Source organism: Listeria monocytogenes ATCC 19117 (genome assembly GCF_000307025.1).
Taxonomy (GTDB): domain Bacteria; phylum Bacillota; class Bacilli; order Lactobacillales; family Listeriaceae; genus Listeria; species Listeria monocytogenes_B.
In genome coordinates this window covers 2,808,483-2,830,519 of sequence record NC_018584.1, presented here as the reverse complement: position 1 = coordinate 2,830,519, position 22,037 = coordinate 2,808,483, and the positions used below count along the sequence as shown (strand labels likewise).

General features: G+C 39.4%; 21 protein-coding genes. 13 read left to right on the top strand and 8 right to left on the bottom strand.

Features of this window, described 5'->3' with window-relative positions; translation table 11 throughout:
- Nucleotides 1-36 precede the first annotated feature (36 nt).
- Entirely contained in the window at nucleotides 37-1,764 is a 1,728-nt protein-coding gene (locus LMOATCC19117_RS14050; RefSeq protein WP_003725038.1) for an ABC transporter ATP-binding protein, read from the bottom strand.
- A gap of 329 nt (nucleotides 1,765-2,093) precedes the next feature.
- Here LMOATCC19117_RS14050 and LMOATCC19117_RS14045 point away from each other — a divergent pair, with 329 nt between their 5' ends.
- The 8 genes from LMOATCC19117_RS14045 (at nucleotide 2,094) to LMOATCC19117_RS14010 (ending at nucleotide 8,697) form a co-directional block, all read left to right on the top strand.
- Nucleotides 2,094-2,783 carry a Crp/Fnr family transcriptional regulator gene (locus LMOATCC19117_RS14045; RefSeq protein ID WP_003725037.1) on the top strand — a complete coding sequence of 230 codons (690 nt, stop codon included), beginning with the start codon at nucleotides 2,094-2,096 and terminating at the stop codon, nucleotides 2,781-2,783.
- Nucleotides 2,784-2,923: 140 nt separating this feature from the next.
- Entirely contained in the window at nucleotides 2,924-3,568 is a 645-nt protein-coding gene (gene fsa, locus LMOATCC19117_RS14040) for a fructose-6-phosphate aldolase (protein ID WP_003725036.1), read from the top strand.
- Between the two features lie 18 nt (nucleotides 3,569-3,586).
- On the top strand, nucleotides 3,587-3,934 hold the full coding sequence (locus LMOATCC19117_RS14035) for an SH3 domain-containing protein (protein WP_003730742.1): 348 nt from the start codon (nucleotides 3,587-3,589) through the stop codon (nucleotides 3,932-3,934).
- A gap of 116 nt (nucleotides 3,935-4,050) precedes the next feature.
- The gene (gene lde, locus LMOATCC19117_RS14030) at nucleotides 4,051-5,259 is read left to right on the top strand and encodes a multidrug efflux MFS transporter Lde (protein WP_003734224.1); all 1,209 of its coding nucleotides are present in this window, start codon (nucleotides 4,051-4,053) and stop codon (nucleotides 5,257-5,259) included.
- Nucleotides 5,249-5,539, top strand: coding sequence for a helix-hairpin-helix domain-containing protein (locus LMOATCC19117_RS14025; RefSeq protein WP_003725033.1), 291 nt, complete (start codon nucleotides 5,249-5,251; stop codon nucleotides 5,537-5,539). Before lde ends, LMOATCC19117_RS14025 begins: the two co-directional genes overlap by 11 nt.
- Nucleotides 5,532-6,221, top strand: coding sequence for an NAD-dependent protein deacylase (locus tag LMOATCC19117_RS14020; RefSeq protein ID WP_003725032.1), 690 nt, complete (start codon nucleotides 5,532-5,534; stop codon nucleotides 6,219-6,221). Before LMOATCC19117_RS14025 ends, LMOATCC19117_RS14020 begins: the two co-directional genes overlap by 8 nt.
- A 117-nt stretch (nucleotides 6,222-6,338) precedes the next feature.
- On the top strand, nucleotides 6,339-7,673 hold the full coding sequence (locus LMOATCC19117_RS14015) for a hemolysin family protein (protein WP_003734225.1): 1,335 nt from the start codon (nucleotides 6,339-6,341) through the stop codon (nucleotides 7,671-7,673).
- Nucleotides 7,674-7,740: 67 nt separating this feature from the next.
- Nucleotides 7,741-8,697 (top strand): LacI family DNA-binding transcriptional regulator, encoded by a 957-nt coding sequence (locus LMOATCC19117_RS14010; RefSeq protein WP_003727642.1) that lies wholly within the window; start codon nucleotides 7,741-7,743, stop codon nucleotides 8,695-8,697.
- A 4-nt stretch (nucleotides 8,698-8,701) separates the two neighbouring features.
- Here the strand turns inward: LMOATCC19117_RS14010 and LMOATCC19117_RS14005 are convergent, their stop codons facing one another.
- The 4 genes from LMOATCC19117_RS14005 to LMOATCC19117_RS13990 are packed head-to-tail and all read right to left on the bottom strand — an operon-like array spanning nucleotide 8,702 to nucleotide 16,183.
- The gene (locus LMOATCC19117_RS14005) at nucleotides 8,702-9,835 is read right to left on the bottom strand and encodes a glycerate kinase (RefSeq protein WP_003727643.1); all 1,134 of its coding nucleotides are present in this window, start codon (nucleotides 9,833-9,835) and stop codon (nucleotides 8,702-8,704) included.
- A complete protein-coding gene (locus tag LMOATCC19117_RS14000; protein WP_003734226.1) occupies nucleotides 9,832-11,514 on the bottom strand; it encodes a sugar phosphorylase in 1,683 nt (560 codons plus the stop codon). Before LMOATCC19117_RS14000 ends, LMOATCC19117_RS14005 begins: the two co-directional genes overlap by 4 nt.
- A gap of 1 nt (nucleotide 11,515) precedes the next feature.
- Complete coding sequence (locus tag LMOATCC19117_RS13995) at nucleotides 11,516-14,164, bottom strand: glycoside hydrolase family 38 C-terminal domain-containing protein (RefSeq protein WP_003727645.1); 2,649 nt, start codon at nucleotides 14,162-14,164, stop codon at nucleotides 11,516-11,518.
- Nucleotides 14,165-14,224: 60 nt separating this feature from the next.
- Nucleotides 14,225-16,183 (bottom strand): fructose-specific PTS transporter subunit EIIC, encoded by a 1,959-nt coding sequence (locus tag LMOATCC19117_RS13990; protein ID WP_003725026.1) that lies wholly within the window; start codon nucleotides 16,181-16,183, stop codon nucleotides 14,225-14,227.
- A 165-nt stretch (nucleotides 16,184-16,348) separates the two neighbouring features.
- Here LMOATCC19117_RS13990 and LMOATCC19117_RS13985 point away from each other — a divergent pair, with 165 nt between their 5' ends.
- From LMOATCC19117_RS13985 to LMOATCC19117_RS13975, 3 genes are all read left to right on the top strand, one after another.
- Nucleotides 16,349-17,101 (top strand): MurR/RpiR family transcriptional regulator, encoded by a 753-nt coding sequence (locus LMOATCC19117_RS13985; RefSeq protein ID WP_003725025.1) that lies wholly within the window; start codon nucleotides 16,349-16,351, stop codon nucleotides 17,099-17,101.
- A gap of 82 nt (nucleotides 17,102-17,183) precedes the next feature.
- On the top strand, nucleotides 17,184-17,552 hold the full coding sequence (locus LMOATCC19117_RS13980; RefSeq protein ID WP_003725024.1) for a hypothetical protein: 369 nt from the start codon (nucleotides 17,184-17,186) through the stop codon (nucleotides 17,550-17,552).
- Between the two features lie 13 nt (nucleotides 17,553-17,565).
- Nucleotides 17,566-18,177, top strand: coding sequence for an HAD family hydrolase (locus tag LMOATCC19117_RS13975; RefSeq protein ID WP_003727646.1), 612 nt, complete (start codon nucleotides 17,566-17,568; stop codon nucleotides 18,175-18,177).
- Nucleotides 18,178-18,219: 42 nt separating this feature from the next.
- On the opposite strand, the gene LMOATCC19117_RS13970 is transcribed toward LMOATCC19117_RS13975, so the two are convergent.
- The 3 genes from LMOATCC19117_RS13970 to LMOATCC19117_RS13960 all read right to left on the bottom strand — a co-directional run bounded on the left by LMOATCC19117_RS13970 (nucleotide 18,220) and on the right by LMOATCC19117_RS13960 (nucleotide 20,045).
- On the bottom strand, nucleotides 18,220-18,624 hold the full coding sequence (locus LMOATCC19117_RS13970; RefSeq protein WP_003727647.1) for a cupin domain-containing protein: 405 nt from the start codon (nucleotides 18,622-18,624) through the stop codon (nucleotides 18,220-18,222).
- On the bottom strand, nucleotides 18,624-19,079 hold the full coding sequence (locus LMOATCC19117_RS13965; RefSeq protein WP_003725022.1) for a MerR family transcriptional regulator: 456 nt from the start codon (nucleotides 19,077-19,079) through the stop codon (nucleotides 18,624-18,626). Before LMOATCC19117_RS13965 ends, LMOATCC19117_RS13970 begins: the two co-directional genes overlap by 1 nt.
- A gap of 84 nt (nucleotides 19,080-19,163) precedes the next feature.
- A complete protein-coding gene (locus LMOATCC19117_RS13960; protein WP_003734227.1) occupies nucleotides 19,164-20,045 on the bottom strand; it encodes a helix-turn-helix domain-containing protein in 882 nt (293 codons plus the stop codon).
- Nucleotides 20,046-20,214: 169 nt separating this feature from the next.
- Between LMOATCC19117_RS13960 and LMOATCC19117_RS13955 the strand changes: the two genes are divergently transcribed.
- Together LMOATCC19117_RS13955 and LMOATCC19117_RS13950 are read left to right on the top strand one after the other, a co-directional pair.
- Nucleotides 20,215-20,664 carry a MarR family winged helix-turn-helix transcriptional regulator gene (locus tag LMOATCC19117_RS13955; protein ID WP_003725020.1) on the top strand — a complete coding sequence of 150 codons (450 nt, stop codon included), beginning with the start codon at nucleotides 20,215-20,217 and terminating at the stop codon, nucleotides 20,662-20,664.
- On the top strand, nucleotides 20,661-22,013 hold the full coding sequence (locus LMOATCC19117_RS13950) for an MATE family efflux transporter (protein WP_003734228.1): 1,353 nt from the start codon (nucleotides 20,661-20,663) through the stop codon (nucleotides 22,011-22,013). Before LMOATCC19117_RS13955 ends, LMOATCC19117_RS13950 begins: the two co-directional genes overlap by 4 nt.
- The last annotated feature ends 24 nt before the right edge of the window (nucleotides 22,014-22,037 follow it).

Genomic DNA, 22,037 nt, shown 5'->3' with positions numbered 1-22,037 from the left:
ATTCGCATCGTCGTTTTTTTATTTCCCGGGAAATAGTTATTTTAATTGTTGTTCTGCAAAGGAAGCGTAAAGTGGATGGGAAGCAACTAATTCACTATGTGTGCCACGACCAGTTATTTCCCCGTGTTCAATAAAGAGAATTTGGTCGGCATTGACGATAGTAGAAAGGCGATGAGCGATAACAAAAGTAGTTCGACCTTCCATTAAGTTTGCCAAAGCTTGTTGAACGATTTGCTCGGATTGGCTATCTAAACTAGCTGTAGCCTCATCTAACATAAGGATATTAGGATTACGCAAGAATGCTCGAGCAATGGCAATTCGCTGTCTTTGACCACCTGAGAGCTTCACGCCACGTTCGCCGACTTCGGTCGCCATTTTGTCAGGAAGTTCGGAAATAAAGCCGTCAGCATAAGCTAGTTTTGCTACATTCCATAGCTCATCTTCCGTAATTTCTCGGTCCAAACCATAACAAAGATTATCGCGAATTGTACCAGAAAGCATCGCACTTTCTTGGGAGACATAACCAATTTGTGTTCGCCAGGAATTGATCGAAATCTCGGAAAGGGGAATATCGCCTACTAAAATTTCTCCCGTTTTCGGTTGATAAAAACGCTCTAAAATCGCAAATAAGGTTGATTTACCTCCACCGCTTGGACCAGCGAATGCGATAACTTCTCCGGGTTTTGTATCAAAAGAAACATGTTTTAGAATAGGCTCACCTTCATTATAGGAGAAGGAAATATCAGACGCGCGAATGGTTTTTCCGCTCACATCTACTTTTTTACCAGCGTCGAAATCTTCTTCTGTTTCATTCAAAATATCCGCAATTCGTTCTGTTGCGCCTTTTGCTTTTTGAAGTTGGGCGAAGAATGTTGCGAAAGAAGTGACAGGAACGATAATTTGGAACAGATAGAGCAAAAAGGCGATGAGGGTACCAGTAGTCATCGTTCCAGCTGAAACACGAATCCCACCGTAACCGATGATGCCAACGATAACCCCCATGACAACAAAGAAAATTAGCGGTCCAAGCACAGCAACAACTTTCGCCTCACGAATACCAAAGCCAAATAGGCGATTAATTCCTTGATGGCCAGCCTCGGTTTCTAGTGTTTCCGCATTCGAAGCCTTTACGAGCCTAGCTTCTGATAGCGTTTGGCTAATGGAACCAGTGAAGTCAGCCGTTTCATTTTGAAGACCTTTAGATATTTTAAACATTTTCTGACCAAGTGGTGCAACAACTAGCGCAGTAATCGGAACGGCCACTAAAATAATGAGTGTCATTTTCCAGTCCATGAAGAACAAAATAATAATCGCCCCGACAACAGAAATTATCCCCGTTACAAATTGCGGAAAATGGTCGGCAATCAGCTCCTTCACTACCACTGTATCATTTACCATGCGACTTACCATTTCCCCAGTCTTTGTATTATCAAAGTAAGAAACCGGTAAATGCACAATTTTCTTCCATAAACGTTCGCGAATCGTTGCAACGACTTTCTGACCCATGTAGTTAAGTAAGAAAATCGAGAAGCCATTCGTTATAGCTTGTAAAACAAATGCCAACACAATTAAAGCAATCATTTTTACATCGAGTGAAGCTATTGAAAAGCCATCAATTAAGTTCTTTGTAAAAAGTGGCACAACAAGGCCGGCAACTGTAGTTATCACACTGGCAAATAAAGCGCAGAAAATTATCCAATTCGCAGGTTTTGCGCTAATAAGTAATTGGAAAAATTTTCGCCAACTATATTTTTTCTGATCCATTCATTTCACCCTTCCTGAGTTACCCATCCATAAATTACTTACTTTTTAAGTATAATCAATTTATCTAAAAATAAACCAGTCTAAAGTGGTAGTTATTGAATTATTATCTGACTTTAAATATTTAATAAAAGTAACAAAAAGTTCGAATTTAGGATAAAACACTAACGAAAAACGAGATATAAATTAAGTATTTTATAAAAAGTTGTAATATATTTATCTTTAATTAGGTTTTTAGCTTTTTATGACTGACTGTGAATAGGATTTTGAATACAGCCTTTATGATATAATTACGAAGAGTTTCTTCAATATAATATAGCAAAGGAGAGAATATGCTATTCTTAAAAGAGCTTGAATCCAATCTAACGGTTAGCAAATTAATGGAGTTGTGCTTTGAACATCCAAGTTACAAAGACTACTGCTCGGTTATCAGCACCAAGAAAGGTGAGGTTCTAGAAAGTTTAAGTCCGGCTGGAACAAAAGTATATTTTGTTCTAAGCGGCATATACGGGATGATTGTAGAGGAAGATGCAGAAATGGAAGAAGAAAGCTATAAAGAAAGCATTGTTCGTTTCTTGCAAAAAGGAGATAGTTTTGGACTATATCATCTTTTTTACGATGAATGGAGTCCGCATGTTTCGATGCAGAGCTTAGGTCACGGAGAAGTTATGGAAGTAGATAGCAATTTCTTGTTCTCTATTTTCGACAAAAAAGATGAGAACAACTTTTTTATGATTAAAGTGATGGCAGAAGAATTACGTGAAGCCCATACATTTGCAAAACTAAGCTTCTTGAAAAAGGAAGAACGAATCCGCAAAGCCATTCTCAAATGCGCTCAAACTTTAGGAACGTTTTCTGATAACGGGATATTGCTACCAAGAGAAATCACGCAAGAAGTACTTGCAAGATACACAAATACATCACGAGAATACGTGGCTCATACAGTCATGCATTTAATTAAAGAGGATATAATTAGAAATAGACCAAAGCCTCTCCTAGTGATGGACAAAACTCGATTATAATTTTGTTTCACGTGAAACTTTTTGGAATGCTCAGTGGCATTCTTTTTTTTGTGGAAAAGCACTTCAAAAGCATTATTTAAATTTTTGCGTTATAATGGCTCTGTAATTGAAAGCGCTTGATAGAAAAGGAGGATGTTTTAATGAGATTTTTTATCGATACAGCGAACGTAGAAGAGATTAAAAAGGCTAACAGAATGGGATTCATTGCCGGAGTCACGACAAATCCATCACTTGTTGCAAAAGAAGGTCGCGATTTTAATGAGGTCATTCAAGAAATCACATCCATTGTTGACGGACCGATTAGTGGCGAAGTAGTAAGTTTAGAAGCAGATGAGATGATTGCGGAAGGTCGAGTTATTGCAAAAATCCATCCGAATATGGTTGTAAAGATACCGATGACAGGCGAAGGTTTGGCAGCTGTAAAAGTGTTGACAGAAGAAGGCATTAAAACCAATGTAACACTTGTGTTTTCTGCCACACAGGCCTTGCTTGCAGCACGAGCTGGCGCAACATACGTATCACCGTTTTTAGGTCGATTAGATGATATAGGCGACGATGGCTTAGTTCTAATTCGTGACATTGCGGATATTTTCGAGATTCACGGGATTCCAACAGAAATTATTTCAGCAAGTGTGCGACACCCAATCCACGTTATTGAATGTGCCAAAGCCGGAGCTGACATTGCTACGGTGCCATTTAAAGTGTTCGAACAAATGCTAAAACATCCGTTGACCGACAGTGGGATTGACAAATTTCTTGCAGATTGGGAAGCGGCGAAAAAATAAAGAGGTAGGTTTCTAACTATGAATCAAACATTTATCGTGAAAAAAGAACATGTTAGTCAATATCCAAATCCCCTTTTTGTGAATAAAAATGAGTCTATTTGGGTGTTTGAAGAAGATACAGAATATCCAGGCTGGATTTTTTGTAAAGTGAAGTCAACCGGAAAAGAAGGCTGGGTTCCTAAACAAATTATTCAATTGAGTAATGATGGAAAGAGTGGAACCGTATCAGAAGACTACTCTGCGCGCGAATTAAATGTTAAACCAGGCGATAAATTAGAAAGTAATCGTGAACTTAATGGTTGGGTTTGGTGCGTAACAGAAGAGAATGAAGCTGGTTGGGTACCACGAGAAAATTTAGAAGCATAAAATGTTCCACGTGAAACATTTTACGCAAATATAGCAAAAAAGCGAAGGGTTTAGTTTTACTTTCGCTTTTTTTGTGGAATAATTAAGGATAACGATAGAAGAATCTAGGTGGGTTTATGGAAAATTGGAAGAAGAATTTGTATGTTGTCTGGGTGGGGTGCTTTCTAACCGGAACCGGATTAAATTTAATCATGCCATTTTTACCATTGTATATTGAAGAATTAGGAGTGCATAATCCGGATCAAGTAAGCATGTGGTCAGGGATTGCACTCAGTTCGACCTTTTTAGTATCAGCTATTATGTCACCAATTTGGGGTAAACTAGCTGACCAAAAAGGGCGGAGAATTATGCTTTTGCGAGCTGCGCTAGGTATGGCGATAGCGATGATTCTGATGGGACTCGTAAGCAATGTATACCAATTTGTTGGTTTGCGCTTATTAATGGGGATTTTTTCAGGATATATTTCAACAGCAAATGCCCTTATTGCTACACAAGTTCCTCGTCATCGTAGCGGCTGGGCTCTCGGGGCATTATCTACGGCGGCGGTTTCGGGTGTGCTAATTGGCCCGTTAATTGGCGGAGCGTTGTCGGATACATTAGGCGTCAGACCAGTGTTTTACATCACAGGAGCACTTCTTTTAGGTAGCTTTTTCCTCACACTGTTCTTCGTAAAAGAGAAATTTACACCAGTAGAAAAAAAGGAAATGCGGTCAGGGAAAGAAGTTTTCTTATCGCTTAAAAACCCGGGCTTGATTATTTCCTTATTTATTACGACAATGATGATTCAAATTGCGTCCAACTCAGTGAACCCGATTTTGACATTATACGTGCGTGATTTGGCAGGAAATGCGCAAAACATCGCTTTTATTAGTGGGATGATTGCATCTGTTCCAGGGGTTGCGGCACTTATTGCGGCACCGAGACTTGGGAGATGGGGAGACCGAATTGGTTCGGAGCGAATATTGTTAGGTGCGCTCATAGGTTCAATGTTACTCCAAATTCCAATGGCTTTCGCACAAAACCCACTACAACTTGGGATTTTACGTTTCTTATTAGGGCTTACAGACGGCGCCTTGCTTCCAGCGGTTCAATCATTGCTTACAAAAAATACACCGCGCGAGGTTTCAGGTCGGATTTTTGGTTATAATCAATCGTTTCAATACATTGGGAATGTTATCGGACCGCTTGTTGGGTCAAGTGTTGCCGCCCATTTTGGTTACGGAGATGTCTTCCTCGTAGTTGCAGGCTTTATTTTTATCAATGTACTAATCAGTTTTTATTTCAACCGAAAAATGCACGGAGAGAAGGGAAATCATGCCAACTGAACTAATAAAATTACCAGGAATAGGTAAAAAAATGGTGTTAATGTTAAATGAAATTGGGGTTGAAGAGGTTGCTGATTTAAAAGGGAAGAATCCGCTTGAGTTATATGAGGATACTTGCGATAAGCGAGGCGAGAGAATGGATCCATGTGTACTTTATACGTATCGCTGCGCAGTCTATGTTGCGGAAACGGATGAAGCGGAGCAAGATGTTGATTTGCGAAAATGGTGGAACTGGAAAGATAAACAACATATAAATGAAAGGAATTTAAAGAATGAATAAGTTGAATGAAGCACTCAAAAAAGCTGAACACATCGTTTTTCTAACTGGGGCGGGTGTTTCTGTCCCTTCAGGAATTCCGGATTATCGCTCGAAAAACGGCTTATATGCTGGGATGAGTAGCCCGGAATATATGTTGAGCCATACGTGTCTTGTGCGTGAACCGGAGAAGTTTTATCAATTTGTTACAGAAAACATGTACTATCCGGATGCAGAGCCAAATGCGATTCATACAAAAATGGCTGAAATCGAAGCGGAAAAAGATGTCACGATTATTACGCAAAATATTGATGGTTTGCATGAAAAAGCAGGTTCAAAAAAAGTCGTAAATTTTCACGGTAGTTTATATCATTGTTATTGCCAAAAATGCGGAATGTCTGTTACCGCTGAGGAGTACTTGAAATCGGATATCCATTCGGGTTGTGGTGGCGTCATTCGTCCGGATGTGGTGCTTTATGAAGAAGCGATTCCAGAGAGTGCGATAGACCAATCTCTTGCAGCTATAAGACAAGCGGATTTGATAGTGATAGTAGGGACATCTTTCCGCGTGAGTCCGTTTTGTAATTTAACGGATTATCGAAATAAAAAAGCGCGGATTTTTGCAGTAAATAAAGAACAGATTTCGCTTCCTTATCCATTTGAAATGATGGAAAGTGACGCTGTGAAAGTTTTCGCGGAGATTTGAAACCTTGCAGTAATAGGGGTGGCGTGATAAAATTTTCTTAACCGGCAAATTGTCCGGAATATTTAGAGAAAATGCATGGTCGTTTTCTTGATGAAAATAAGGAGTGGAGAGTTCCATATGAACCCTGACCCCGAGAGTCAGCAGATTATCTTGCAGTTAATTCTTATTGTGGTGTTGACGATGCTCAACGCATTCTTTGCCTCAGCAGAGATGGCCCTTGTATCACTGAACAAAAATCGTGTAAAAAGCCAGGCAGAAACCGGTGATAAAAAAGCGGTTATGCTAGCTAAACTCGTAGATGATCCAAGTAAATTTCTAGCTACTATTCAAGTTGGTATTACGCTTGCGGGATTCTTCTCCAGTGCGTCAGCTGCCACTAGTATTGCGACTAGACTTGAATCTGTTTTTGGAGGAAGTAGTTTTGCGAAAGAGTTATCCATTATCGTCGTAACTATTGTGTTATCATATATCACGTTAGTTTTCGGTGAACTTTATCCAAAACGTTTAGCACTTCAAAAATCAGAAAAAATTGCCCGTGTTTCTGTACGACCAATCATGGCAGTTGGTGTTGTGCTTCGTCCGTTCGTGAAATTCCTGTCTTTTTCAACCGATATTCTTGTGAAATTAACGAGAATGGAGAAAAATACGGATAATGAAAAAATGACGCGAGAGGAAATGCAGCTACTGATTGAAACCGGTCGACGTGACGGTGTAATTGAGGTAGAAGAATTACAAATGCTTCGTGGTGTATTTGAAATGGATAATAAATATGCGCGTGAAGTGATGGTGCCACGAACAGATGCGTTTATGATTGATGCCGAAACAGAGTCGGAAGAACTTTGTGACGCATTATTAAGTGAGAATTTTTCAAGGGTTCCCGTTTTTACAGGCGATCAGGACTCGGTGCTAGGTATTCTGCATATGAAAGATTTTTTTGCGGAAGCGAGAAAGTCAGGTTTTGAAAACATTGATGTGAAGGCGCTCGTTAAAGACGCGTATTTTGCGCAAGAGACGATGTTTATTGACGATCTACTTAAAAATATGCAAAGAACTAGAAATCAAATGGCTATTTTAATGGATGAATACGGTGGTGTTGCTGGTATTGTCACTGTAGAAGATTTATTAGAAGAAATTGTTGGCGAGATTGACGATGAAAATGATGTGTTTTCGGATGAAGTGAAGAAAATTGATGAGACGACATTTATCGTAGAAGGTCGCATGCCGCTTGATGATTTCAATGAAATGTTTCACGTGGAACTTCCATCACGTGGCGTAGATACTGTGGCTGGATTTGTGCTTACTTTAACTGGGACAATTCCAGAAGAAGATGATAAAGTAGTAGTAGAATACGGTACACTTCGATTTACAGTAGAAGAAATGAATGATGCCAGACTGGTTTCGGTTCGTGTCGAAAAAGACATCCGAACAAGCGAACTTGAACAGATGGCTTAATGATAAAAATAGGAGTGCGGTATGAGAAATCTGTCCGCACTTTTTTCTTAGGAATGAGGTTTTTAAAATGCCAAATATTAAAGAAATAGCCAAATTAGCGGGAGTTTCAGTGACGACAGTATCACGTGTGCTCAATAATCATCCGTATGTTGCGGAGGAGAAAAGAGCCCGTGTGCAAGCTGTTATTGATGAATTAGATTATTCACCTAACCGTAGTGCCATGGATTTAGCGCGTGGGAAAACAAATACGGTTGGCGTGATTATACCTTATAATGATCACCCGTGGTTTGACAAAATTGTAAATGGTATTTTGGAAGTAGCTTTTAAAAACCGTTATTCGGTGACACTTTTTCCAACAGGATATGATCCGAAAGAAGAAGAAAAGTACTTGATGCGTCTTAAAACGAAACAGGTGGATGGCCTGATTATTACTTCGCGTGCCAATAATTGGGACGTGATTTTGCCGTACCTAGCGTATGGACCGATTATTGCGTGCGAGTATGTGGAATCAAAAGAGGTATCGTGCTCTTATATTGACCGCGTGAAAGCATACCGGGCTGGATTTCAGTTTTTGGAAGATGAAGGTTATAAAAAAGTGGCTTTTACAGCGGGGAGAGCATCGCGTGAAAGTACGAGTACATATGGAAAAATCAATGCTTATGAGCAAGTTTTTGGTTCAGTGGGTGATAATCGGTTTCTAAGTGAATGTTATACGCTTGAAGATGGTTTGAAGGCTGGGGAGCATTTTTTTGCAGAGGGGAAAGACTGGCCTGATGCGATTTATGCGAATGGTGACGAGGTTGCGGCAGGGGTTATGTATCACGTGAAAAAACTCGGCTTGCGTGTTCCGGAAGATGTCGCTATTTTAGGGCAAGAAAATCTCCCAATTGGTAAGGTTTTAGAAATCACAACGCTTGATCATAACCTAAAAAAATTGGGAGAAAATGCTTTTACTATTTTTGAACAAGGTAAATTGCAAAGAATTAAAGTGGAGCATGAATTGATTAGAAGGAAAACAGTTTAAAAAATTATTTGCCAATTAAAGTTAGTTTGGCAATGTTTTCCGCCGTGCGTTCGAGGTTCTTTGTTGTATTTTCGAAAAGAGTGGGTAAATCTGTTATTTCTGGGATGTTTGGGAAAAACGCATCGATACCGTGTTGTTGGGCGATATTGTTTTCGAGTGCAAGGCTACCGACGATTGCTAGGACGAAACAACCTTGTTTTTTAGCTTCTTGAGCAATTTGAACAGGGATTTTCCCCATCATCGATTGCTTGTCCATTCGTCCTTCACCAACAATAACGATATCCGCATCTTTCATTTTATCCTTCATATTAGAAAGTTCCATAACTAGAGCTGAACCGCTTAACACGTCTGCATTTAGGAAAGTCATTAGTCCGGCAGCGATACCACCAGCGGCTCCGGCTCCTTTTTTTGTAGTGATTTTTTGAGATGAAAATTGATCGAGTTTTGCTCCGTAGTTCTGCATGGCGCGCTCTAGTTGAACGAGCATTTCGGGAGTTGCGCCTTTTTGAGCACCGAAAACGAAGGTAGCGCCGTTTTCTCCAAGAAGTGGATTCGTGACGTCGCAGGCTATTTGGAATTGAATGTTTTTCAGCTTTGGATTAAGGTTGCTGGCATCAATGTAAGCTAGTTCTTGCAAATGAATGCCACCGGGCGGAATAGGCTGTTTGTTTTTATCAAGTAGTGCAACGCCCAAAGCTTGGATTAGCCCAGCGCCGCCATCGTTTGTGCCACTTCCACCAAGGCCGATAATGATTTTTTTGACGTTGTGATTCAGTGCCGCCAAAATTAGTTCACCGACGCCTTTAGAGCTCGCGTAAGCTGGATTACGGTCTACGGCTGGGATTAAATCTAATCCAATCGTGTTGGCGGACTCGATAATCGCAGTTTCTTGGCTAGCGAGAATACCGTAGGAGGCCGTTATTTTGTGACCATTTAGGTTGGTTACTTCTGCTTGAAACAATTCCACCTCGGAAGACTCACTTAAAACAGTAAGAAAACCCTCACCCCCGTCAGAAACAGGGGCAAGGCTAATTTGATCGGCTGGACGTGCTTTAGTCCAGCCTTTTTTTATAGCATTTGCTACTTCAACAGCAGTGGCGCTCTCTTTGAATGAATCAGGTGCGATGACGATTTTCATTGGACCGCCTTCTTAATCCAGACAACTTCATACGCAGTTAAATCAAGTTCACTCGTAACGGGTTGATTGGTTAATAGATTCGTGCCAGAGAAAGCGAGCGTTTTGCGGATATTATGAGAAGTGACGTTGATAATTCCGTAAATACATTCTTCCTCAGATTCCCGTTTTATCGCAAAAACATCTGGTCCTAAATCTAAAATTTCTTGGGTTGCAAATGGTGAAAAAGCGGTGTGATTTCGTCTGATTTGCACCAATTTTTTCAGCGATGTGAAAATGGTTTGGCGATAAGTGTCTGTTTCAAGTTCATGAACCAATTGATTTTTTTCCAGTTTTTCACGATTGATGCGGCGATTAATACCGGATTCTTCGTAACCAACAAGGTCGTTTTTAGAACCTAGAAGGGAATGATAGTAAATCGCTGGGACGCCTTGAAGTGTTAGCAAAATACTATGAGCAGCGATAATTTTTTTCGTTACGAGTTCTTCAGTTGTGTCTTCGCCCGGGTTTTGCAGGGCTTCACCGTAGTTAATATTAAGTTCGTATACCGACTGCGTGCCATCTGCGTTGTCTTTATAGGAAACTTGGCCACCGTTTTGGACCGCTTTTTGGACGAGAGAATTGATTTCTTCGTCGGAAAGAATTCCGGTCGCAGGGCGCATACCAATTCCGTCATGACTTGCTAAGAAGTTAAAATAAGTCGCTGTGCTAGAAACTTGTGAAATGGATTTCGCCCACTTCGAAAGTTTCGTTGTATCATGGCAAGTGAAGGTATGGAGCACAAGTGGCGGAAGCGGGAACTGATAAACCATATTTGCTTCATTTTCACCATCGCCAAAATAACTAATGTTTTCTTCATGAGGGACGTTTGTTTCTGTGATAATTTGCAGATTTGGATATAGTTCATCAATCAGCAGACGCCAAAGCGTGATGATCTCATGGGTTTCTGGCAGGTGCATACAAGTAGTGCCAGAAGTTTTCCATAAAAATCCAATGGCATCAAGTCGAATGCTTGTCGCTTGTTTGGATGCATAGAAAAGCAGTACATCTGTTAAGGCTACAAGGCAATCGATATTACGGACATTTAAGTCTAACTGATCTTCGCTAAAAGTAGTCCAAAGTTCTTTACCGTTTTCGTATTTGTGGAACAGCGGAGAAGTCCGCGGACGTGTGACGTTTTTATAATCAAATTGGCTGTCCTTCTCGATGAAAAATTGATTGTACGGCGCTTCGTTATCGGAGAATCGCTTAAACCAATCACTTGATTTCGACATATGATTGGCTACGAAATCAAGCATCACTCGGAAGTTCTCAGACATTTTTTGAACGTCATCCCAGTCGCCAAGCTGTTCGTCAATTTGCTTGTAGTCTGTGACAGAGAAGCCATCATCTGACGTACTAGGGAAAATCGGCAGCAAGTGGACATCTGTAATAACATCTTGCGCATATTCTTGTAGGAATTCATTCAATGTTTGTAACGGATGCTTGTTTTTTTCGAAAATGCTGTCGCCATAGGCAATAAGATAGACGTTTTTTTCGGAAATAGTATCAATCGAACCACGCGCATTATTAGAATAGTTTTCGGCGCATGCGAGCATTTTTTCCAAGTATGCGGGTTGGTATGCAGCTTGATAAATTTTTCTTAGTTTTACTTCTATTTGATTAACCAGTTCGGTTTGCATATTATTCTCCTTCCAACAAAATAGTTGCAAATCCTTTTTTAGGAATACAGATAGTGTTTTCTTTTAGTTCTGCGATTTTTTCCTCCGCTAGTGAAACTTCAAAACTGGAAGCGTTGGTTGTCCAGCGAACGGTTTCTTCTTTGTCTGATGGGTTAAATAGGCGGATAATTGTGCCAGTGCCATCCCACGATTTTTTGCAAGTGCTCATGAATACGTTCGGGTTATCTAATTCAAAGATAGAATTTTGAGCTGGTAAACGGTCGATTGGATAATCTACTTCAAAACGTTCTAGGCGCTCTTCAAATGTATTTAGGTTTTGTAAGTGATAGGTTTCTGTATGACCTTCAAAAATGTTAGATTGCGCGTAGAGCGTTTGTTCATTTAGTTTCTCAGGTTGTACGTACACAGCATATTCAAAAATCATTTCTTCGAGCATTTGACCGTCTGGTGTAGGAACGACTTTGTTATTAATACCGGAAGCACGACCTGGACGCCACATGAGATCATCTTTTCCAAGCAAACCATTACTTCTGAAAAGAGTTAATGCGATTTCAGCAGTTTTCGGTAAGATTTCATATTCTTTGATACCGCCAACTAACAAGGCAAGTGTTGCGTCTTCTTCAGAAACAGCGACGATATTTTCCACTGGGAAAATCGGCACAGGTGCTTCCACGAATTTGTCCTCGCGCCAATTTGCAAGGTAAGGGTTTATGACGCTGCGTTTCATGAGGCTATAACCTTGGTCTGCGTAAGAATATTTAGGTTCTGCTACATTTGTTTTAATCAATGCTCTAATGCGGTGGTCTTTTACTTTATTGTCAATAGTATGGCGAACCCGGACGAATTCTTCACCGTCAAAAAGTTCGATTTCTGTTAAAATTTCAAATGTTTCTGTACTTGTTTTTTGTGCGCGGGCTTCTAAATCTTTCGGAACTAAAGCAGTATGTTTTAACATCATTTTGCTATATAGATGATTTTTTTCAACGGTTAGTAATTCGCTTGTTTCGATATAGATGGCTTGGTCGCCTTCAAGTGGTGAGAAGTCAAAGGAATCCCCAGCGTCAGCCACATTTTCGAAGCGAATAAGGTCATTTATAATGCTTTGTTGTTCTTTATTTAAAAGATTGATTTTCCCGTTTTCGAATTGAACAATGATTTTTTCATTTTCAATTGTTTGTTTGGAAATGCTTATTAATTGGTCCATTTCTGTAGTAACGGCTTTCACTTGCAATGTTTTGTAACCAAGTGCAGGGATTAGGCCGCTTTTCAAGTAGATTTCTGTACGATAATAATCAGGAACAGCAACTTCTTTTTCGCCTTTTGCAGTTACGATTACTTTCCGTCCACCGTCTAATTTTTCTTGATGTACAACGCTGAAAGTCACTTCCGCATCACCTGAGAACAGTTGGAATGATTTTTCAGGAGTGAATAATGTTAGTTTTGCAGTTCTTTCTTCTGCCACTGGGTTAGTATTGAATAATAGCGCAATATTTTCGTCGCCCATTTCCTGACTAACGGCCTTCGTAATTTGTTTTTTCAAAAGGTTAATTAAGCCATCTGTCATCCGAAGTGCGCTAGTTAGCCGAACTACGATGTCATGGTTTGCGTCATCTGAATTCGAAGCACCAATACCGTTATGAGCGTGGCTATCAAATAATTTTTTCCAAATAATATCTAACCAAGGTTTAGGATATTTGATTCCGAATTTATTGGCCATTGTTGCAAGTGGTTCTAGAATGTTGACTAATCTATTTTCTACTAAGTAATTAAGACGTTTAATATCGTAGCGTTCTGAACGACATGTATGGTGGATTCGTGATTTTTGGCAAGCAAGCAGTTCACCAGTGATTTCGTTCGGGAAAGTAGAAGTCCAAGCATCATTCATAAATGCTTCGTAATCGGACAGAATGAAGGTATAACCTAAGTCCATCTCGTTCAATTCCGCGACAATTTCTGGGAAGTTTTCGCGCACAAGTACTTGGTCGCCGCCTGCTGGTAAAAGAAGGACATCTGTATGTGTGTTCATTTCAGCAAGTCGATCTAAAATTGGCAGAAGACGAGTTTCTACATAGCTTTTTTCACTGCTTAAAAATTTGCCGGGTCCATAACCGAAGAAAATATTGTTGGTTGGGATGGACTTGTTGTCTGGAGATGTCCAGTGGAAGTTAAGGTCATCTTGCACTTGATCGTTATAAACACCACGCTGGAAAATGCTATGCTCCATATTAAATGATTTATAAATAGCTGGCAGATAAGCATGTTGCCCAAAAATATCTGGGGAATAACCGATACTCATGCTATGGCCGAATTCTTCGCCCATTTTATAACCATAAAGTAAGTTGCGAATCACAGCTTCTGTTTTAACTAACAAGCTATCGGTTTGTGTATACCACGGACCGACGAACAGACGACGATCTTGGATAAGTTTTTCAACGCGCGCTTTATTTTCTGGACGAATATCTAAGTAACGCTCAATGACAGACATTTGACCATCAAAGGAATAACTTGCAAAGGAATCTTTTGTTTCTAAAACATTTAAAAGATAGTCTAAATTCTCAATTAATAAGATATTGGAATCTTCCATGGTGAAATACCATTCGTGATCCCAGTGGGAATGTGCGACAACATGTACAATTTTATTTTTTTTCATTTTAAAAACCTCTCAAATTAAGTGACAGGTACTAACGAGAGTACCTGTCAGCCTATTTTTTTATTTGATTTTATTTTCTTTACGTGTGATTAAGCCGTAGCGTACGAAGATATTCGCGAATGTGATAAAGGCGATACCTACGATTAAACCAATCGCATAGGCCCAGAAATTTTCAACGAGCGGCCAACCCCAAATTGCTGGGAGTGGAAGCCATTGTACTGCACCAAGTAAAACGGCAGTAACCGCACCAAGAGAAGCACCAATCATATTAATTGGAATAGTGATAAGTGGATTTTGTAGCATAAACGGTATCGCGCCCTCTCCTATGGCAATAAACCCTAGGAAAATAGAGGTTGTACCTGCAACACGTAAGTTTTCATCAAAAACACGACGTTTAACAACATATTTATCTAATACAGTCGCAAGCCCAAGTCCGATTGGCGGGATAACGATTGCTAAAACACGAGCAGTTAGCGGGAAAATTCCGTCTGCTGCGAGTCCGATTGCGATAGCTCCAGCTGCTTTATTGACTGGTCCACCTAAGTCAAATGCAGTCAAACAAGCAATAATTGTCGAAAGTAGTACAGCACTTGCATCTTGATTTTGAATAATTAGTTCTTGTAACCATGCGTTTAAGCCCCCGAATACCGGGTCGACCACATAGTAATTGACGAAGAACAAGACTAAAACGGTAATCCCTGGAATCAGGAACATTGGTTTCATAGCTTGTAAATTTTTGTGTAATTTAATTTTTTCGTTTAAGAATTTAGCAACAAATCCGGCAATGATACCTAAAATTAGAACACCGAAGAATCCAGATGGTATACCGCCATCTATGCCCCAGAAGGTGTAATGTAGCCCTGCTGCGAAAGCACCACCGATAAACCCGGGAGCAAGTCCAGGACGGTCAGCAATTGAGTAAGCAAGGAAGGCACCGAAAACAGGATACATGAATTTCATAATCATATTTCCGTATAAACCGAGATAATGGAAGATTACAATAAGCTGGTTAGAGTTTGTTGCATACTCTGGATTACCAATAACTTTTTCAAGACCAAAGGCAGTTGCGCCAAGTTGGCCAATACCAATCATTAAACCACCTGCGACAATAACAGGTAACATATAAGAAATACCAGTTAAAATCCCACGATAAATTTGCGAGAAAACACTGCTCTTATTATTATCAAATTGTTGTTCTGAACCATCTGTATCAGCTTTGACATAGCCATCTGGTTTGCTTAATACAGTTTCAATCATTTCTTTACCACTACGAAGTGGCTCAGCGACACGTCTTTGGATAAAGGGCATTCCGGCGAAACGTTCTTTATCTTTTGCGGTAATATCTGTCGCGAAAATGACTGCTTCTGCGCCTTTAAGGATTTCAGGAGTAATGCGGTCTTCAATACCATTCGCACCTTGTTTTTCGACGATAACTTCAATACCAAGTTCTTTACCAGCTAGTTCAAGGGCTTCCGCTGCCATATACGTATGGGCGATACCCGCTGCACATGCTGTAATAGCAACGATTTTTCGTGTATAATCTACTTTTTCATCTTCTTGTTGTTCAGAATCTAGCACGGTTATAAATTCGTTTACTGTCGGAGCGGTAGAAATGCTCTCAATAAAAGCAGGATCGAGTAAACGCTTACTTAAAGCTGCCAAAAGTTCTAAATGAGTTGATCCGGCTTCGTTTTCTGGAATAGCTAATAAAAAGATATATTTTACTTCATTTGTTGGATCAATGCTGCCCCAAGAATTAATTGGTTGATTGATACGAGCAAATGCAAAAGCAGCTTTTTTAACAGCTTTAGATTTACCATGTGGAATAGCAAAACCTTTCTCTAAACCAGTTTCAGAAATCTTTTCGCGTTCTAAGACAGCTTTTTTGAATTCATTTTTATCTGACAAAACTCCTTGATTGTGTAAAGCATCAATTAATCCATCAAATACTTCTTCTTTAGTGCGCCAATCTTTATCTAAAAAGATGAGTGGCTCCGATGTAATATCGCTTAATTTCAATGCTATCAGCTCCTTTATTAACAGTCTTTTCCCTAGGTTACTTTAGTTATACCATATTATTTTTTTGAAAAAGTACGAAAATCGTACAATTGTACGCAGTGTTGTTCATTCGCTTTTATTTCATGTATACTAAAATTAATTCGGATAGCCATGGAGGTATTTATTATGTCAGCTACTTCACTTTATCGCTTGTTTGCGCCTCAAATTGAATTTTTAAGTCCTGCTGAAAAACAAGTTTTCTTCTATATTGACAACCATATTTCTACCATTGAAAAAATGTCCCTCACATCTCTAGCGGAGTCAACCAATGTCAGCACCACAACCGTTATTAGAATGTGTCATAAATTAAAGCTTTCCGGTTTTTCTGAGCTGAAATTTTTACTTCACTCGGATAAAACAGAAACAAAACCCCTTTCAAAAGACTATTCATCTACATTTTTAGAAAAAATTCGTTTAGGAATTGAGCAACTTCCAAAGAAAGAAATTGAGCAAGTCGCGACAAGAATTGCGTATGCACCTAAAATCTATATTGCTTGTCTAGGCATGACGAAAACATTAGGAGAATATTTTTCCAAAAGTCTTGTTACATCGAAAAAGAATGTAGTTTTCACCTATGATTCATTTATTATCGATATTTTGCCACAAATTGTTGAAAGAGATGATTTGATTATTATTATTTCTGAAAGCGGTGGCACCGAAAACACCCTTTCGCTCGCGGAACATTTAAAATATAATTTATCGAATGTCATTGCGATTGTGAATAATCCCAATGCCCAGATTTCCCAATATGTGGAGACGATTATTTATGCTTCCAGTGAGGAGTTTGATGAAGATTCATTTAAACATCATCACGCCCCACTGTTAATTGTGATTGACTTGATTCTAAATATTTTTGAACAGCAAAAAAAACTTATTTAAAATATTTTTATGAAATTGCTTGACATGAAACCCATTTCATCATTTAAAACTAATATATAAGGCAATGAAGGAGGCGAATGATATGAAATTAGATGGGGTATGCAAGATTAATTCAGCACTTGGAATGGAGTATCAATTCGGAGAGTTTTACATCGATAGAGACTATCTTGTTTTTGACCAAGATTTTAGTTTGGGTATGAAAAAAAGACAAACGTTTCCAGTTGCAAAATTAGGGCATATTGCGCTAGTTCGAGAAGAAGAGGAAATCATGCTAACATTTAGCTGCGATAATATTGAATTCGAAATAAATGGAAATTCCCATGATAATTTGCGCGAATTTCGAGATTTACTTCAAAATAAAGGCACCAACAGCGCAGAAATCCAAAAAGCGGAAAGTAAGAAAAAAGCAAGATATACAACGCACCATTATCACAACTTCGCTAAATCTTGAAGGAGGAAATTATATGTATAAAGCAATAATTTTTGACGTAGATGGAACAATTCTAGACACGGAGAGAGCTGTTTTGCATTCTCTTCAAGCGGTTTTAGCCGAAGAAGGATTAAGTTATGAACTGGACGAATTACGATTTGTCCTTGGAATTACCGGAGCAGCTGCGGTGGAACAATTAAACATTCTGGATCCAGAGAAAGTATTGGATAAATGGATTGAACGAGAAGCAACTTTCATTGAAGAAGTAGAGGTGTTCGAAGGCATTCATAAAGTACTGCATGCCATTCCAGAAAGCGGTGTTGTCACTTCTAAAAACGCGTTAGAAATGGAAAAAGGTTTCTATCCGTTTAATATTCAGGATCATTTTCAAGCGATTGTTTGCGCAAGTGATACCGAAAACCATAAACCTCACCCAGATCCACTGCTGAAAGGGTTAGAAATTCTTGGAAGAGAGCCACATGAAGTGCTTTATGTTGGTGATTCTTCGTACGATATGAAATGTGCCCATGCGGCCGGAGCTCATTTTGGCTTAGCACTTTGGGGCGCGAAGACAACAGATGGCTTTGAAAAAGCAGAACTTGTCTTCGAAAAACCAGAAGATATTTTAGCTTATGTAAGTAAATAAGTAAAACCCGCCAACCTTGAATGAAGGCTAGCGGGTTTTTTGTTATAAATTATTGTAATGCTCGTTGGAAACAGGTTCTAACCAGGTCGTTCCGCCTAATTCCACATTTGTCGAAATGGCTAAGTGGACAAACCAGCTATCTTTCGTAGCGCCGTGCCAATGTTTCACGTCTTTAGGGATTGTTACCACGTCGCCCTCTCTGAGCAACTGGGCAGGTTTTCCTTCTTCTTGATAGTAGCCAGTTCCGCCTGTCACAAGTAGGATTTGTCCGCCATCATGTTTATGCCAGTTGTTTCTAGCTCCCGGTTCAAACGTAACGTTCCCAATCGGACAATTGTAAACAGTGTCTTCAGGGACAAGCATTTTTAAATAAGCATTACCGGTAAAGTAGTCATTAGTAATCAGTTCCCCTTTATCAAAAATAACGCTGTTTTCAAGTGTACTCATTATGAATTACTCCTTTCAACATTAAAATCTTTTAGTTCTTCTTGAGCCGGAATGAGGTGGGTATCGTAATTGTCTATTTTGAAGTCAAGTCGATCGAGCGCTTCTTGCATAACATCAATGCGATTTTTCAGCTCTATGCGTTGCTTTTTCAGCAATTCGGCGCGAGCTTCCAGCGTGTGTTCGCCTTCTCTGAAAAGTGCCAAGTAATCAATTAAGGCTTCAATAGACAAACCAGCTCGGCGCATTTGGCGAGTAAATAAAATCCATCGTAGGTCTTCTGCGCCAAATTTACGAACCCCACTTTCATTACGGTGGATGGGTGGAATTAAACCAATGCGTTCATAGTAGCGAATTGTATCGGCAGAAACGCCACTTTTTTCACTAGCTTCTTTGATATTCATGGTTAATTCTTCCGAAGCATCTACTACATAAAAACTAATATTATTTTTGGTCATGACTATTCTCCTTTACTGATTTTCTATAATGATTGTATTCCTTGAAGTGGACTTTAAGTCAAGCGAAAAAGCAACCATGATCATTTATTCATGATTGCTATTATTTGTTTGAAGTGTAGATAGATAAGCTAAGAGCAACCCATCCATCTTGCGGAGCGATAAGTTTGTTTGCTCATAAAATTTATCCAAACGATATTGAATGGTATTTCGGTGCATAAAAAGCTCTTTAGCCGTGAGACTGATGTTTCCTTGGTTTTTAAATAATGTGTGAATCAGCGGAATCCAAGTATCATCTTGATGGAAAAGGTCGTTGAGTTCATTCGTGATTAAACTTTCCTTCATTCGAAGCGCGATAACTTTTAAACTTTCGGAAGCCACGGTCTGAACTACCTCACGATTATTATGGTTGAAAATGGCACGTTCTTCTGCAAATAAACCACGCAATCGATCATTTAACGGATGGAAAAGACCCATGAAAAATGTAGATTGTATATAGAAATCATTTTCAAGCGTACCGGCAACGGCGATTAGTTCCTCTTCGCCAAGCAGCGACCCCGTTGATTTTTCAATAATAACGCCATAGTTAGTCGAAAACATAATTAACTCAGCTTCTGGACTGAAAAAACTCAGCAAAGCCTTTTGCCACTCTTGTAACATGCTTTTAGTTGTAGTTGTCTTAATATGGAACTGCGTAATGCGATATGTTTCTTTCTCATTTGTCATCGCCAATTCCTTGTTTCCAAACAATAAATCGAACCAAAATTGGGTGGATTCTTTAGGAAATGTTGGTAATGGTTCTGGAAATAGCGTATGTAATAACATCGCTTCTTCTTCTGAAAGATTGCTTTTAGGAATAGTAAAATAATACGGTTCTTCGAAAAAAGAAATCGTATCTGAACTGGATTTTATTGGATTTTTTGAAACGACTATATTGGGATATCTATTTTTTAATATTTTAATATGCACAGTGGATAGCACCCCTTCTCTATTCTTTATTTTTACAAAAGAAAGATAGGAAGTCAAATTATTGCCCGGGAAATAAAAAGGTTGCGCAGTCAACTAAAATCCTGCTATACTATAATGGTTGACGCCGCAACTAATTATGTGGCGGATTTTTTTATGAGGAGTCGGATAAATGGCAGATAGACAGGAAAGCTTAGCGAAAGCCATCGCAATTATTCATCGTTCAGAAAGCACTTTTAAAAATAAAAAATTACTAGAAACTGGTCTTAATATAGGTCAATTACGTTATTTATGGACGCTTTATAAAGAAGATGGTATTTCCCAAGAATCTATGGCTAAAAGGTTTATGGTTGATAAAGCAAGTGTGACAAGGCATATTAAGCGTTTGGAAGAACTGGGGATGATTCGCCGCGAAATTGATGCGAAAGATAGACGTATTCAGCGGATTTTTGTGACGGAAACTGGTTTTCAGATGCGCGATTTAATTGAAGAAGTGACAGCCGAATGGTCCGCACTTTTAACAGCGAATTTTAGTGAAAAGGAAAAAGATGACTTAATGCATTTGATAGGACGACTTTCAGATAATGCGATTATAGCAGTCGAAGGAGGAGAATCTGAATGAAAGAACAGAGTAAACGATTAGGTGAAGATAGCATTCCTTCACTCATGGCGAGATTGTCGATACCGGCATTTATCGGCATGTTTGTTATGGGGATGTATAATATTGTTGATACGATTTTCGTGTCATATGGCGTTGGGCCATCAGGGGTTGCAGCACTTTCAATTGCATTCCCAGTTCAAATGATACTAATGGCAATGGCAGCTATGTTTGGTATTGGTGGCGCGTCGATTATTTCCCGCTCGCTCGGTGCTGGGGAACAAAAACAAGCGGATAAAGTATTCCATCAAGTTATTTGGTTAGTGCTTATTTCCAGCATTTTTATTGCAATTGTAACCTTTATTTTTTTAGATCCGCTTATTACGCTTTTCGGAGCACCGGCAGATATTCATGATATTGCCAGTGATTTCTTATCGCTTATTTTGTTAGGCGCAGTGTTCCAAACCTTCGCGATGGCGATGAATAATATCGTTCGCTCAGAAGGTAATGCGAAAACAGCGATGTTAACCATGATTATTTCCGCTATTTTAAATATGATTTTAAACCCAATTTTCATTATGGGCTTTGGTATGGGCGTTCGTGGTTCTGCCCTTGCAACTGTTATTGCGCAGGCTGTTGGCGCGATTTGGCTCTTGATTTATTTTTTATCAGGAAAAAGTACTTTATCTTTAAAAGGGTTCTCATTCCGAATGGATTTCCCGCTGATTCGCCGGATTATGGCAATCGGGTTCCCGTCATTTATTATGATGTCCGCAGGTAGTATCGTGACAGTTGCGGTAAACTGGATGCTTAATATTTATGGTGGAACGATGGCGATTGCAGTATACGGAATTGCGAACCGGATTGCGTCGTTCGTCATTATGCCAATCAATGGTGTCACACAAGGGATGCAACCAATCGTCGGCTTCAACTACGGTTCCAGACAATTCGAACGCGTAATGAAAGCTGTTAAAGTATCAATGATAGCTGCAACTGTCATGTCACTAATTGCTTGGGGATCGGTAGAAATTTTCCCAGGAATGCTCGTACGAATTTTCTCTAACGACCCAGAACTGATTGCACAAGGAACAAACGCTGTTAGATTTATGCTACTAGCTGCGCCAACAATTGGTTTCCAAATTGTCTGCGGTGGGCTATATCAAGCACTTGGTCGAGCAAGAATTTCATTCATCATTTCCCTAATGCGCCAAATCATCTGTTTAGTACCACTTTTACTTATTTTGCCGCAGTTCTTCGGTTTAGATGGTATTTGGTACGCCTTCCCATTAGCAGATTTAGGCGCGTTCACCGTCTGTCTAGTGATTATGAGCAAAACATGGCGCCGAATTTTTAAAAATCCCGAGATAGTTTAAGGTAAAACGAATTGGGTATTTTCT

Bases quoted from the DNA above. Each gene is read 5' to 3' on its own strand.
- fsa (WP_003725036.1), top strand. From the start codon at position 2,924: ATGAGATTTTTTATCGATACAGCGAACGTAGAAGAGATTAAAAAGGCT.
- LMOATCC19117_RS14010 (WP_003727642.1), top strand. From the start codon at position 7,741: ATGCCAAATATTAAAGAAATAGCCAAATTAGCGGGAGTTTCAGTGACG.
- LMOATCC19117_RS13955 (WP_003725020.1), top strand. From the start codon at position 20,215: ATGGCAGATAGACAGGAAAGCTTAGCGAAAGCCATCGCAATTATTCAT.
- LMOATCC19117_RS13950 (WP_003734228.1), top strand. From the start codon at position 20,661: ATGAAAGAACAGAGTAAACGATTAGGTGAAGATAGCATTCCTTCACTC.
- LMOATCC19117_RS14035 (WP_003730742.1), top strand. From the start codon at position 3,587: ATGAATCAAACATTTATCGTGAAAAAAGAACATGTTAGTCAATATCCA.
- LMOATCC19117_RS13975 (WP_003727646.1), top strand. From the start codon at position 17,566: ATGTATAAAGCAATAATTTTTGACGTAGATGGAACAATTCTAGACACG.
- LMOATCC19117_RS13965 (WP_003725022.1), bottom strand. From the start codon at position 19,079: ATGACCAAAAATAATATTAGTTTTTATGTAGTAGATGCTTCGGAAGAA.
- LMOATCC19117_RS14005 (WP_003727643.1), bottom strand. From the start codon at position 9,835: ATGAAAATCGTCATCGCACCTGATTCATTCAAAGAGAGCGCCACTGCT.
- LMOATCC19117_RS14045 (WP_003725037.1), top strand. From the start codon at position 2,094: ATGCTATTCTTAAAAGAGCTTGAATCCAATCTAACGGTTAGCAAATTA.
- LMOATCC19117_RS14050 (WP_003725038.1), bottom strand. From the start codon at position 1,764: ATGGATCAGAAAAAATATAGTTGGCGAAAATTTTTCCAATTACTTATT.
- LMOATCC19117_RS13980 (WP_003725024.1), top strand. From the start codon at position 17,184: ATGAAATTAGATGGGGTATGCAAGATTAATTCAGCACTTGGAATGGAG.
- LMOATCC19117_RS14025 (WP_003725033.1), top strand. From the start codon at position 5,249: ATGCCAACTGAACTAATAAAATTACCAGGAATAGGTAAAAAAATGGTG.
- LMOATCC19117_RS13970 (WP_003727647.1), bottom strand. From the start codon at position 18,624: ATGAGTACACTTGAAAACAGCGTTATTTTTGATAAAGGGGAACTGATT.
- LMOATCC19117_RS13995 (WP_003727645.1), bottom strand. From the start codon at position 14,164: ATGAAAAAAAATAAAATTGTACATGTTGTCGCACATTCCCACTGGGAT.
- LMOATCC19117_RS14000 (WP_003734226.1), bottom strand. From the start codon at position 11,514: ATGCAAACCGAACTGGTTAATCAAATAGAAGTAAAACTAAGAAAAATT.
- LMOATCC19117_RS14020 (WP_003725032.1), top strand. From the start codon at position 5,532: ATGAATAAGTTGAATGAAGCACTCAAAAAAGCTGAACACATCGTTTTT.
- LMOATCC19117_RS14015 (WP_003734225.1), top strand. From the start codon at position 6,339: ATGAACCCTGACCCCGAGAGTCAGCAGATTATCTTGCAGTTAATTCTT.
- LMOATCC19117_RS13985 (WP_003725025.1), top strand. From the start codon at position 16,349: ATGTCAGCTACTTCACTTTATCGCTTGTTTGCGCCTCAAATTGAATTT.
- lde (WP_003734224.1), top strand. From the start codon at position 4,051: ATGGAAAATTGGAAGAAGAATTTGTATGTTGTCTGGGTGGGGTGCTTT.